Below are 12943 nucleotides of genomic sequence, written 5' to 3'. Positions count from 1 at the left end.
TGTCTGTCTCCTTGTGTCGAGGCATCGGACTCGCGGTCAAGAGGGCGTGGACTTCGACCGGTGTGACGCCCAGCGGACCCCATGAGACGTACGTCACATTTCACCCTCCGGACGTCACATTCGGGCCCGCTTCTTCCCTCGCAGTAGTGAGCGCACCAAGGGAGGCAAGGCATGTCCGAAAGCCCCGCGACCGGGACGGCCGACGGCGCGACGCAGGTGTTCGTCGACCACCGCGAGCTTCTCTTCGCGATCGTCTACAACATCCTCGGCAGCGTCGCCGACACCGACGACGTACTCCAGGAGACCTGGCTGTCCTGGACGGGCCGCGCCCGGCGCACCCCGTTGGAGGGCTTCACCAACCCGCGCGCCTATCTCGTACGCATCGCCGTGAACCACGCGCTCGCGCGGCGCGCCGCGATCACCCGCCGTCGCGAGACGTATGTGGGCCCCTGGCTGCCGGAGCCGCTGCTCGACGAGCCCGCCCCCGAGGACTCGGCCGACGACCGGGCTCTGCGCTCGGAGTCGGTGTCACTGGCGATGCTCGTGGTCCTCGAGTCCCTCACCCCTCTGGAGCGCGCGGTCTTCGTCCTCAACGAGGTGTTCGGCTACGCGCACACCGAGATCGCGGAGGTCATCGACCGCAGCCCCGCGGCGGTACGCCAGCTCGCGCACCGCGCGCGGGAACACGTGCACGCCCGTCGGCCGCGCTACCAGGCCCATCCGCGCGTCCGCCGGCAGGCGACCGAGCGTTTCGTCGAGGCCGCGCTCGGCGGGGACATCGTGGCGCTGATGGAGATCCTGGCACCGGACGTCACGGTGTGGACGGACGGCGGCGGGAAGGCCTCGGGCGGGCTGCGTCCGGTGCACGGCCGGGACAAGGCGGCGCGGCTGTTCGCCGGTTACGCCACCCGGCGCGCGGGCCGCGGCACCGGAATCGACATTCGCTACCGACGTGTCAACGGCGACGACTCCGCCGTGCTCTTCGCGGGCGAGTCACCGTACGCGGTCATGGTCATGGACCTCACCGCGGACGGCGAGCAGGTGTCCGGCGTCTACATCGTCACCAATCCCGAGAAGCTCGCGCATGTGCGGCGCGACGACGAGAACCGGGAGACCGGGGTCGCGGAAGGGGAGCGCACGTGACCGCCACGGAGCACCGACCCGCGAAGGCGTCCTCCGGTGAACGCGTCGCCGACTGGTTCGACGGCCGGCTCGGTGTGTACGCCCTCGGCAGGCGCTATCTGCGCAAGGTCTTCCCGGACCACTGGTCCTTCCTCCTCGGCGAGATCTGCCTCTACAGCTTCGTCGTGCTGATCCTCACCGGGGTGTACCTGACCCTGTTCTTCCACCCCTCCATGAACGAGGTGACGTACCACGGCGGTTACGTCCCCCTGAACGGCATCCGGATGTCCGAGGCGTACGCCTCGACGCTCCACATCAGCTTCGACGTGCGCGGCGGACTGCTGGTCCGGCAGCTCCACCACTGGGCCGCGCTGGTCTTCCTCGCCGCGATGCTGACGCACATGATGCGGCACTTCTTCACGGGCTCGTTCCGCAGGCCCCGCGAGGTGAACTGGGTGTTCGGCTGGACGCTGCTGCTCCTCGGTCTGTTCGAGGGCCTCTTCGGCTACTCGCTGCCGGACGACCTGCTGTCCGGGACGGGGCTCAGGTTCGTGGACGGGGCGATCCTGTCGGTGCCGGTGGTCGGCACGTACCTGTCGTTCTTCCTGTTCGGCGGGGAGTTCCCCGGCCACGACATCGTGGCCCGCTTCTACTCGCTGCACATCCTGCTGATTCCGGGGATCATGGCGGCGCTCGTCGTCGTGCATCTGATCCTCGTCGTGTACCACAAGCACACCCAGTTCGCGGGCCCCGGGAAGACCGAACGCAACGTCGTGGGCACCCCGTTCCTGCCCGTCTATCTGGCGAAGGCGGGCGGCTTCTTCTTCCTGGTGTTCGGTGTCCTCGCGCTGATCTCGGCGGTCGCGACCATCAACCCGGTCTGGTCGTACGGCCCTTACCGCGCCGACCAGGTGTCGACGGGCGCCCAGCCGGACTGGTACCTGGGCTTCGCCGAGGGCCTGGTGCGCGTCATGCCGGGCTGGGAGATCACCGTGGCCGGGCACACGCTCGTGCTCGGCGTGCTGATCCCCATCGTCGTCTTCCCGCTGCTCCTGGTCGCCATCGGCGTGTACCCGTTCATCGAGTCGTGGGTCACGGGAGACCGGCGTGAGCACCATCTCCTCGACCGCCCGCGCAACCGGCCGGTCCGTACGTCGATCGGAGCCGCGTGGATCAGCCTCTATCTGATCCTGCTCGCGGGCGGCGGCAACGACATCGTGGCGACGCGCTTCCATCTGTCGATCAACACCGTCACCTGGGCGGTGCGGATCTCCGTGTTCGTCGTACCGGCCGTCGTCTTCGTGGTCACCCGCCGCGTCTGCCTGGGGCTGCAGCAACAGGACCGGGAACTGGTGGCGCACGGCCGTGCGACCGGCGTCGTCAGACGCCTGCCGCACGGCGAGTACGTCGAGGTGCACCGCCCGCTCGGCCCGGCCGAACTCCACACGCTGACCGAGCACGAGCACCGGGACGCGTCAGATCACCGGGACCTCCAGACGGCTGATCCGCAGCCCGCCCTCGGTGGCGCCCGGGTGCCCGCTCGTCATGAGGAGCCGCAGCCCTGAGCCTCTTGCCCCGTCGAAGGTGATCACGGTCGGCGCGTCGGACGCGGTGGCCCAGTCGACGGCCGTCCCCTTCACCGGCACGTACCGCTTGCCGTCCCACACCGCGACCTCGACCGACGCGGGCAGTGCGTGCGTCGCGTCGACGGTGAAGGAGACCTCGACGCGGTCGACCGCGCGGGGACGGGACCAGGTGACCGAGACCCAGTCCTCGGGACGGGCCCCGCTGAAGGCGGGCAGCAGGGCCGTCGCCGACTTGTAGAAGGCGTTGGACCACCCCGTCGCCGCGTCGCCGTCGAGCATGGCGGCGGGCAGGGTGTCCGGACGGCCCGAGTAACTGGCGTCCGCGCGTGACTCGTTCGGGGCGCCGGGACCCGGGTCCGGCCGGAACGCGGCGGGCGGGGTGGTCGCCTTCGATCGTGCCGAGGTGGTGCGTACGGTGAGGGCGGCGCCCCGCAGTCCCTCGGAGCGGGCCGTCACCTTGAGCGAGCCCGGCCGCGTGCCGGATCGTACGATCGCGAGCGCCTTGCCGTGGAAGGCCGTTCGGGTGCTCGCCTGATAGCGCTCGGCGCTCTCCTCCCGGCCGTTGTCGAGCCCGGCGAGCGAGCCGCCGTCGATGTCGAAGGCGATCAGGTGCTCCGCGTCGGGCACGACCACACCACGGGCGTCGACGACCTCGGCCGTCACGAAGACCAGCGAACGGCCGTCGACGGCGAGCGACTTGCGGTCGGACGTGAGGTGTATCGCGTGCGGCGCCCCGGCGGTGCGCAGGACGTCCGTGGCGACCGTACGGCCGCCTCGGCGGGCCACCGCCTTCAGCTCACCCGGCTCGTAGGGCACTTTCCAGGTGAGGTGGAGCTTGCCCGCACTGCCGTTCGGGCTGGTGTAACTGCCCGGGTAGGGGCCCGAGGTGAAGGTCTTGTCGTCGCCGCTCGCCTCGGTGGTCTCCAGGTAGGTACGGCCGTCGGTCGTCGTCTTGGTGTCGAACTTCCTTGTGCCGAGGGACTTACCGTTGAGGAAGAGCTCCACGGTGTCGACGTTCGCGTACGCCCAGACCTCGATCGTGTCCCCGGCCTCGTGGTTCCAGGTCATGGGCACCAGATGGACCATGGGCTCGCTCACCCACTGGCTCCTGAACAGGTGGTACATGTCCTTGGGGAAGCCCGCCGTGTCGACCGCGCCGAAGAAGGACGCCTTCACCGGGAACACGTCGTACGGCGTGGGCTCCCCGATGTAGTCGATGCCCGACCACAGGAACTCCCCCGCGAACCACTTGCGGTCCCGGTCCTTCTTGTGCCCGTACTCGCCGCTCATCGTCCAGGACGCGAGGTTGTTGTCGTACGAGGAGACCGCGCGCCGTCCGGGGGTGTGGTTCTCGCCGGTGTTGAGGTGCTCCGGCTCCTGGTAGGTGGAGCGGGTCGAGGTCTCGGACGACGACTCCGACTCGAAGAGGAAGAGGTGCGGATAGGCGGCGTGCAGGTCGTCCACCGACTTGGCGGTGTTGTAGTTGAGACCGAGCCCGTCCAGCTTGGCGAGCATGAGGTCGGCCGCGGAGCCCTTCGTGGGCACGCGACGGTATTTGTCCGACCCGATGACCAGTGGCCGGGTGTCGTCCGCCGCCTTGACCGCGGCGATGATCCGGTCCGCCATCGCGAGCCCGGAGGTGGAGGTGGAGTCGGGGATCTCGTTGCCGATGGACCACAGGACCACGGCGGGCGAGTTGCGGGCCGCGAGGACCATCTCGGTGGCGTCCTTCTCGCACCACTCGTCGAAGAACCGGCCGTAGTCGTACCTCGTCTTGCCGGTCCGCCAGCAGTCGAACGCCTCCACCATCATCACGATGCCGAGCTCCTCGCAGACCTGGATCATCTGCGGCGAGGGCGGGTTGTGCGAGGTGCGGAAGGCGTTGACGCCCATCGACTTCATGATCGTCATCTGCCGGCGGACGGCGTCGACGCTGATCGCGGCGCCCAGCGCGCCCTGGTCGTGGTGCAGGTCGACGCCCTTGATCTTGGCGTGGACGCCGTTGAGGTGGAAGCCCTCGTCCGGGTCGAAGCGGAACGTGCGGATGCCGAAGGGGGTGCGGCACGTGTCGACCCTCGCGCCGCCGACCCGCAGTTCGGTCTCCACGGTGTAGCGGTGGTCCGGGGTCGTGAAGTCCCACAACCTGGGCTCGGCGACGGTGAGTTCATGGGTCTCGTCCGCGCGGTCGGTGACCGGGACCGTGGTGGACGTACGGGCCGCCGTGCGTCCGTCGGGGTCGACGATCCGCGAGACCACCTGGACCTCGGCGGCGCCACCGGACTCGTTGACGACGGTCGTGCGCACCCGTACGACCGCCCGCTCCGCCGTGATGTCCGGCGTGGTGACATACGTGCCCCAGCGCTGGACGTGCACCGGTTCGGTGACGACGAGCCGGGCCTCGCGGTAGATGCCGCTGCCCGAGTACCAGCGGCTGCTGGGCAGTTGGTTCTGGACCTTCACCGCGATGACGTTCTCGGTGGTGCCGTCCGTGTGCAGCAGACCGGTGAGGTCGAAGGCGAACCCCGTGTAACCGTAGGGGTGATGGCCGACCTCCTCGCCGTTGCAGTAGACGTGCGAGTCCATGTAGACGCCGTCGAACTCCACGGAGATCCACCGGCCGGCGAGGGCGGGCGGCAGCGTGAAGGTGGTGCGGTACCAGCCGAGGCCGCCCGGGAAGAAGCCCGTGCCGCTGGTGGTGCCGTGCTCCGTGGTGGGGGTCTGCTCGATGCTCCAGTCGTGCGGAACGGAGACTTCCCGCCACGCCGAGTCGTCGTAGTCGGGTTGCGCGGCGCCCTCGTACGCACCGGTGGGGTCGGTGATCCCACCCGGGTTGACCAGCGCGAAGCGCCAGCCGTCGCGCAGCTCGACCGAGCGGCGGCCCGCGGCGCGCCCCGGCGAGTCCGCCCAGGCGTCGGCGGCGCCCAGGAGCGATCCGGCCGCTGGTACGGCGGTTCCTGCGATCAATACCGATCTTCGAGTGACCGTCATGGCGGCTCTCCCTAGTCAAGGGCCCATAAGTCATCACAACTGATCGTGAACAAACAGATTCTGACGGTGTGACACACAGGCCCGTCAAGGGTGCGGCACTCACTTCCGCCTCGCGCCTCACATCGGCCGGAACCCGCCGTACCGATGTACCCCTGGGGCCGCCCGTGTGCCGGGTGCGGAACGCGCGTACGCACTAGGCTGGAACCCGAGTGACGCGCCTGTTCACCGTGAGTGTGCGCAATGGAGTGGCGACGATGAGCCCGGTCCACCCCCTCGACGAGGCCGCCACAGCACGGGCGGTCATCGACGGGAACGGCACCCTGCTCCGATGGAGCGAAGGAGCCCGCCGGCTACTGGGGCATGCCCCGGAGGAGGTCGAGGGGCGGCCCGTCGTCGATCTGCTGGCCACGGACACACCCATACCGGCCGAACCGACCGGCAACCGCTGGAACGGCAACCTCGACCTGCGCCACCGCGACGGACACACCGTCTCCGTGTGGCTGCTCGCCCACCGCAGGAAGCCACGGGACGGCGGCCCGGCCACCTGGCTCGTGGTCACCCCGCTGGACGCCCGCGGCCCGCGCTCGCCGGACGACCCCCTGACGACGGCGGTGCTGGCGCAGTCCCCGTGCCCGATGGCCGTCTACGACGACCGACTGCGGCTCTTCGGGGTGAACGACGCGATGGCCGATGTGATCGGCCTCCCCGAATCCCGCATCCAGGGCCTCAGGATCTCCGAGATCGGCGGCAAGGAGGAGAGCGAGGCCCTCGAGAGACAGCTGCACGAGGTGCTCGTCTCCGGAACCGGTCGTGACGTGGAGACGTTCATGCAGACGGGCGGCGAGTACCACGCGCACGCCTGGATGGCCCGGATCGCCCCGCTGACCGACACCGACGGCCGGGTGCGGGGGGTGTGCCTGGCCGCGCACGACTTCACCGAGCAGTACAACGCCCGGGAGCGACTGCAACTCGTCAACGAGGCCAGCGTACGCATCGGCACCACCCTCGACGTCACCCGAACGGCCCAGGAGCTCGCCGACGTCTGTGTACCCGCCCTCGCCGACTTCGTCAGCGTCGATCTGCTGGATCCGCCGGAGCACGGCGGCGAGCCCCACCCGGAGCCGCCGTCCGAGCCGATCACGCTGCGCCGCGCCGCCCACCAGTCGGTGAACCCGGGCTGCCCGGAGGCGGTCGTCGAGCCCGGCCGGGTCGACGTCTACCCCGCGCGCTCGCCGCAGGCGGACTCCCTCACGGCCGGCCGCACGATCGTCGCCCCCGACGACACCGCCACGCTGGCGGAGTGGCTCTCCTGGGACGACGTGCGCGGCTCGCGCATCGCCGAGTACGGCCTGCACACCAGCATGTCGGTGCCGATCAAGGCCCGCGGCCAGACCCTCGGGGTGGCCGTCCTCACCCGGTTCCGGCACCCCGGTCCCTTCACCCCCGACGACGTGCTGCTGGCCGAGGAGGTGACGGCCAGGGCAGGCGTCTGCATCGACAACGCCCGGCGCTTCTCCCGGGAACGGGAGACCGCCCTGGCCCTCCAGCGCAGTCTGCTCCCCCAGTCACTGGCCCGGACGGCCGCCGTGGAGGCGGCCTCCCGCTATCTGCCCGCCGCACGGGCCGGGGTGGGCGGCGACTGGTTCGACGTGATCCCACTGTCCGGGATGCGGGTCGCCATGGTCGTCGGAGACGTCGTCGGCCACGGCATCCAGGCCTCCGCCACCATGGGACGGCTGCGCACCGCCGTCCGTACGCTCGCCGACATCGACCTCGCCCCCGACGAACTGCTCACCCACCTCGACGACCTCGTCGTACGGCTCTCCACGGAGGCGGGCGCCGAGGGCACCACCGGCGAGGTCGGCGCCACCTGCCTGTACGCGGTGTACGACCCGGTCTCGCGGCGCTGCGCCCTCGCCCGGGCCGGCCACCCCCCGCCGGTCATGCTCACCCCCGGCGGCCCGCCCCGGCAGATCGACCTGCCCGCCGGTCCGCCGCTGGGCCTGGGCGGCCTGCCCTTCGAGTCCGTCGAACTCGCCCTGCCCGAGGGCACGGTGCTCGCGCTGTTCACCGACGGCCTGATCGAGAACCGCGAGCGGGACGTCGACGCCAACCACGAGCTGCTGTGCCAGGCCCTGGCAGACTCCGCGGCCTCCCTGGAAGGGGCCTGCCACGCCATTCTCCAGACCCTGCTTCCGGCGGGCGGGGCCCAGGACGACGTGGCGCTGCTGCTCGCCAGGACCCACGGACTCGCGCCCTCCCAGGTGTCGACCTGGGACATCCCCCCCGACCCCGCCCTGGTCGCGCCGATCCGCAAGCAGGTCGTCGACCAGCTCGACACCTGGGAGCTGAGCGCGGCGACGTTCACGGCCGAGCTCGTGGTGAGCGAGCTGGTCACCAACGCGATCCGGTACGGCGAGCCGCCCATCCGGCTACGGCTCATCCACGACGCCGAGACCCTGATCTGCGAGGTCTCCGACAGCAGCCACACCGCGCCGCATCTGCGCCGGGCCAAGACCTACGACGAGGGCGGGCGCGGGCTGCTCCTGGTCGCCCAGCTCACCCAGCGCTGGGGCAGCCGCCACACGGCCGACCGCAAGACGATCTGGGCGGAGCTGACGCTCCCCGGCGAGTTCTGACGACATCGGCGCAGGTCCGAAGAGACCGATGAGGGGCACAGGGTGCCGCGTCTGATGTGATGGTCCGGCACCTCGACCGTGTCCCGGAGGACCGAACCCTGAACACCCCGCTCGCCGAAACCCTGTCCGTCGTCCTGCTCGTCGCCGTCCTCGTCAGCGCGGTGGTCCGCCCGTTCGGCTGGCCCGAGGCGGTCGTCGCCGTCCCGGCGGCCCTGCTGGTGATCGCCACCGGCGCGATCTCCTGGGACCACGCGGAGGCGGAGGCGGGGCACCTGGGGCCGGTGATCGGCTTCCTGGCGGCGGTGCTGGTGCTCGCCAAGTTCTGCGACGACGAGGGGCTCTTCCACACCTGCGGTGCCTGGATGGCCCGCTGGGCGGCGGGACGGCCGGGGCGCCTGCTGACCGCGGTCTTCGCGCTGGCCTCGGCGATCACCGCGGTACTCAGCCTGGACGCCACCATCGTGCTGCTCACCCCCGTCGTGTTCGCCACCGCCGCCCGGATGGGCGCCCGTCCGAAGCCGCACGTGTACGCCTGCACCCATCTGTCGAACACGGCCTCGCTGCTGCTGCCGGTCTCCAACCTCACCAATCTGCTCGCCTTCTCCGCGAGCGGCCTCAGCTTCACCCGGTTCGCGGCACTGATGGTGCTGCCGTGGCTGGTCGCCATCGGGGCCGAGTACGTCGTCTTCCGGCGCTTCTTCGCGGGCGACCTGGCCGCGGCCGTGCCCGAGCCGACGACCGGGGAGCCGCCGGAGCTGCCGCTGTTCGCGCTCGTCACCGTGGGCTGCACGCTGGCGGGGTTCGTCGTCGCCTCCGCGCTGGGCATCGACCCCGCCTGGTCCGCCGCGGCGGGGGCGCTGGTGCTCGCCGCCCGGGCCCTCCTGCGCGGGCGCGCCACCCCGCTCACCGTGGTGAGGGCCGTCGCCCCGGCCTTCCTCCTGTTCGTGCTCGCGCTGGGCGTCGTCGTCCGGGCGGTGGTCGACAACGGACTCTCCGACGCCCTCGGACATCTCCTCCCGGACGGCGGCGGACTGCCCTCGCTGCTCGGGATCGCGGCGCTCGCCGCCGTACTCGCCAATCTCATCAACAACCTGCCCGCGGTCCTGGTGCTGCTGCCGCTGGCCGCCACGTCCGGCTCCGGCGCGGTGCTGGCCGTGCTGCTGGGGGTCAACATCGGCCCCAACCTCACCTACGCCGGTTCCCTGGCGACCCTGTTGTGGCGGCGTATCGTGCATGAGCACGACCACGGCGTCGATCTGCGGGAGTTCACCCGGCTGGGTCTGATCGCCGTGCCGGCGGCGCTGGTTCCCGCCGTACTGGCACTGTGGTTCTCGCTCCACGTCATCGGGGGCTGAGTCGTCGCACGAGTGAGGGCCGGAGGCTGATGCTCATGAGGGTCGTCGTCTGGCTCGTCGAGGGGACCTGGCCGGCCTGCGTGGACGCCGTGCACACGCACGCACCGCGGGCGACCGAGGTCGTCTTACTGCACGTCAGTGAGCCGGGGGTGCCCGGACTGGCGCACGGCGCCTTCGCCGGACTGCTCGGCCGTGGCCACGTCGAGCGCGATCCCGGGGACCGGCTGGAGGACCTCGGCGCCCGGTCGGCGGCGCGGCTGCTCGACACGGCGGCCGACCGCCTCGGCCGCCCCTGCACCCGTATGGAGCGCACCGGGCGCACGGAGCGTGAGGTGGTCGCCGCCGCCGAGGGCGCCGATCTGCTCGTGGTGGCCCGGGACGGCGACCGTGCCCGGCTCGGACCGCACAGCCTGGGGCGGGCCGGGCGGTTCGTCGTCGACCACGCGCCGTGCCCGGTGCTGCTGATCTGGCCCGAGGCCACGCCGGCCGTCACGACGATCCCCCCGCCTCTCCCGCCTCCCCCGCATCCTCCGGATCACCCGCATTCGCCGCACTCCTAGCGCTGCCCTTCCGGTAGGCGCCCGGTGGAGTCCCGTACCGCTGCCGGAAGACGCGGCTGAAGTGGAACACGCTGGTGAAACCGGAGGCCGCGGCCACCCGTTCCACCGGAAGTTCGGTGGCTTCCAGGAGCCGGGCCGCGTGCAGCAGCCGGGACTCACGCAGGGCCCGCATCGGGGAGCGGCCGAGCTGCTCGGTGAAGAGGTGGGCGAACCGGGAGGGTGAGAGGGCGACCGCCGCGGCCAGTGAGCGGACGGTGTGCGGCGCGCCCGGGTCGGCGGCGATCACCGCCTCCGCGTGGCGGACGCGGTCGTCGAGATCGGGGCGGCTCCGCTCCGCCCGGGCGGCGGCGAGCAGCACGATCTCCTCCAGCGAGCACAGGGCCAGTTCCCGGGCGGCGGTGCCATGTGCGACCGCGACCTCGCCCGGGAGGGGCTCCGCGTCCTCGGGCGGCGGGCCGTGTCCCGTCCAGCGGGCGTCGGTGAGCATCCGGCAGAACGCCGCTTCGATACGTTCCCGGCCGGGCGCGGGTCCGACGGCGTACAGCCCGTCGTCGACGGCGTAGGGCCGCAGCCACCCGGTCCAGGACGGGCGGGCCTGGCAGTGCGCCCACCAGAACGCCCAGTGTCCGGCGCCCGGTTCGACGGCGTAGCGCTGTGGCACGCCGGGCCCCAGGACCACCAGGTCTCCGGGGCCGGCCGCCGTCCGGGCCGCCCCCTGCCGGAGCCGTCCCCGTCCGCCCGTGGTCCAGATGAACAGCCAGCTGTCGCTGCCCCGCGGTCGGTTGACGCGGTATCCCGTTCGCTGGTCGAAGCGTCCGACGGTCACCAGACCCGGCGGCGGGGACGGGGCAGCAGGCTCGGGCAACTCCTCAGCACGCACGGACATCCTCCCGAAAGGCTCATCGACCTAGCGTGAAGCACCTGGGACTCCAATGAGAAGGGACGGTCGAAATGGCAGTCATGGACATGAGCGGGCCGCGGAGGTCGGACTTCGACGAGAACGGGTTCGTGGTGGCGCGCGGACTGTTCACCGCCGCCGAGATCGACGAGCTGTGCGCCGAGTTCACGGCCCTGCACGCCGCCGGGCCGGTCCCGGGGCACTTCGAGCCCCGGGCGACCCCGGCGAGCGGTCCGGCGGATCCGCTCGCCGCCCACCCCCGGGTCATGCATCCGCACCGCATCAACGAGTTGTCCCTGCGCCGTCTGCTCGATCCCCGGCTGCGGGAGATCCTGGAGGTCCTGCTCGGCGAGGAGGTCCTGGCGGCGCAGAGCATGTTCTACTTCAAGCCGCCCGGGGCCCGCGGTCAGGCGCTGCACCAGGACAACTTCTATCTGCGGGTCGAGCCGGGCACCTGTGTGGCCGCCTGGATCGCCTGTGACGTGATCGACCGGGAGAACGGCGGTCTGGAGGTGGTGCCGGGCACGCACCGCATGGACCTGTTCTGCCCGGAGGAGGCGGACGCGGAGGTGTCCTTCGTACGGGAGTACGTCCCGCCGCCGCCCGGTCTGACGACCGTGCCCGTCGACATGGCCCCGGGCGACGTGCTGTTCTTCAACGGCAGTCTGGTGCACGGCTCCGGCCCCAACCGCAGTGCCGACCGCTTCCGCCGCTCCTTCATCGGCCATTACGTCGGCCGCTCCACCGACCGCATAGGCCGCCATTACGCCACGCTGACGATGGGCGGCGAGCCCGTCGTCCTGTCCGAGAGCGAGGGCGCGGGCCCGTGCGGCACGGAGTTCGCCCCGGCGGCACCGCACTGAGGTCATTCACCCGGCTCGGGCAGCGCGGCGGAGGTGAAGGCGAGGAGTGCGTTCGCGACCGCGCCGGGGCTCTCCAGGAGCATCTCGTGCGTGCCGTCGATCGCGACGACCCGCACGCTGGGCCGCCGCGCGGCCAGTTCGGCGAGATCCCGGGCGAGCCCCTTCCCGTACGCCGTCATCAGTTCGTCGAACCAGGACATGCCGGGGGCGGGCGGTACGGGCCGCGCGGCTCGTGCGAGCAGCAGTGGCCGGCGCGTCCTCGCGAAGGCGTCGAAGAGGGCGAAGAGGTCGAGTGCGTCGATGGCGGCCAGCATCTCCCGTACGTGCGCGCGTCGCGGGCGCACCTCCAGCCGTCCGTCGGGCGCGGGCCGCACGGTGCGCAGCAGGCCCGCCTCCAACAGCTCGTAAGGGATGCCCAGTTGCTCCGAGAGCGCGCGCTGCTCGGCGAGCAGATCCTTGAGGCCGTCGGCCGGAAGCGGTTCGCCGGACACCGTCGCGGCCGCCGCCTGACGCATCTGGGTGAGGCGCTCCTCGACGTACGCCGGGTCGAGGCCCACGTACTGGTCGGGGCGCCCCCAGCCGTATCCGTCCAGGTTCACCGCGCCGGGCGTGACGTCCGGGTGCTCCAGCGCGTACCGTACGGCGATCATCCCGCCGAGCGAGTGCCCGACGGGCAGTGCGCCGGGAAGGCCGTACCGCTCCAGTACCGCCTCGATGTCGTCCAGCACCTGGCGGAGACTCCAGGTACCCGACGGTGAGAGACCGTGTCCGCGCAGGTCCACGGCGAGCACCCGGTGCCGGGGGACGAGGAGCGGCGCCACGGCGGCCCAGTCGGCGAGCGTGCGCCTGGCTCCATGCAGGAGGAGCAGGGGTGGGCCGTCACCCCCGTGGTCGTGTACGGCCAGTTCGATGCGGTCTCCGGTCATGTCGTG

Annotated in this window: 9 protein-coding genes; 6 read left to right on the top strand and 3 right to left on the bottom strand. The window is 71.4% G+C overall.

Features of this window, described 5'->3' with window-relative positions:
- Window positions 1-171: 171 nt before the first annotated feature.
- Together sigJ and qcrB are read left to right on the top strand one after the other, a co-directional pair.
- A complete protein-coding gene (sigJ, locus tag OG568_RS43995) occupies window positions 172-1143 on the top strand; it encodes an RNA polymerase sigma factor SigJ (protein WP_329535605.1) in 972 nt (323 codons plus the stop codon).
- On the top strand, window positions 1140-2687 hold the full coding sequence (gene qcrB, locus OG568_RS43990; protein ID WP_329535604.1) for a cytochrome bc1 complex cytochrome b subunit: 1548 nt from the start codon (window positions 1140-1142) through the stop codon (window positions 2685-2687). Before sigJ ends, qcrB begins: the two co-directional genes overlap by 4 nt.
- Here the strand turns inward: qcrB and OG568_RS43985 are convergent.
- Window positions 2598-5696: a glycoside hydrolase family 2 TIM barrel-domain containing protein gene (locus OG568_RS43985; RefSeq protein WP_329535603.1), complete on the bottom strand. Its 3099-nt coding sequence runs from the start codon at window positions 5694-5696 to the stop codon at window positions 2598-2600. The two genes, qcrB and OG568_RS43985, sit on opposite strands and share 90 nt — an antisense overlap.
- Before the next feature lie 254 nt (window positions 5697-5950).
- Between OG568_RS43985 and OG568_RS43980 the strand changes: the two genes are divergently transcribed.
- The 3 genes from OG568_RS43980 to OG568_RS43970 are packed head-to-tail and all read left to right on the top strand — an operon-like array spanning window position 5951 to window position 10250.
- Window positions 5951-8335, top strand: coding sequence for a SpoIIE family protein phosphatase (locus tag OG568_RS43980; RefSeq protein ID WP_329535602.1), 2385 nt, complete (start codon window positions 5951-5953; stop codon window positions 8333-8335).
- 59 nt (window positions 8336-8394) lie between these two features.
- Window positions 8395-9690, top strand: coding sequence for an arsenic transporter (locus OG568_RS43975; protein WP_329536610.1), 1296 nt, complete (start codon window positions 8395-8397; stop codon window positions 9688-9690).
- 35 nt (window positions 9691-9725) lie between these two features.
- Entirely contained in the window at window positions 9726-10250 is a 525-nt protein-coding gene (locus OG568_RS43970) for a universal stress protein (protein ID WP_329535601.1), read from the top strand.
- On the opposite strand, the gene OG568_RS43965 is transcribed toward OG568_RS43970, so the two are convergent.
- Window positions 10180-11136: a helix-turn-helix domain-containing protein gene (locus tag OG568_RS43965; RefSeq protein WP_329535600.1), complete on the bottom strand. Its 957-nt coding sequence runs from the start codon at window positions 11134-11136 to the stop codon at window positions 10180-10182. The genes OG568_RS43970 and OG568_RS43965 overlap by 71 nt on opposite strands.
- 65 nt (window positions 11137-11201) lie before the next feature.
- On the opposite strand from OG568_RS43965, the gene OG568_RS43960 reads away from it, so the two are divergent.
- Window positions 11202-12011 carry a phytanoyl-CoA dioxygenase family protein gene (locus tag OG568_RS43960; protein ID WP_329535599.1) on the top strand — a complete coding sequence of 270 codons (810 nt, stop codon included), beginning with the start codon at window positions 11202-11204 and terminating at the stop codon, window positions 12009-12011.
- A gap of 2 nt (window positions 12012-12013) precedes the next feature.
- Here OG568_RS43960 and OG568_RS43955 read toward each other — a convergent pair whose 3' ends face one another.
- The gene (locus OG568_RS43955) at window positions 12014-12937 is read right to left on the bottom strand and encodes an alpha/beta hydrolase (protein WP_329535598.1); all 924 of its coding nucleotides are present in this window, start codon (window positions 12935-12937) and stop codon (window positions 12014-12016) included.
- Window positions 12938-12943: the final 6 nt, after the last annotated feature.

Source organism: Streptomyces sp. NBC_01450 (assembly GCF_036227505.1).
GTDB lineage: Bacteria > Actinomycetota > Actinomycetes > Streptomycetales > Streptomycetaceae > Streptomyces.
The sequence above is the reverse complement of the archived record's forward strand: the minus strand, read 5'-3'. Positions and strand labels throughout refer to the sequence as shown.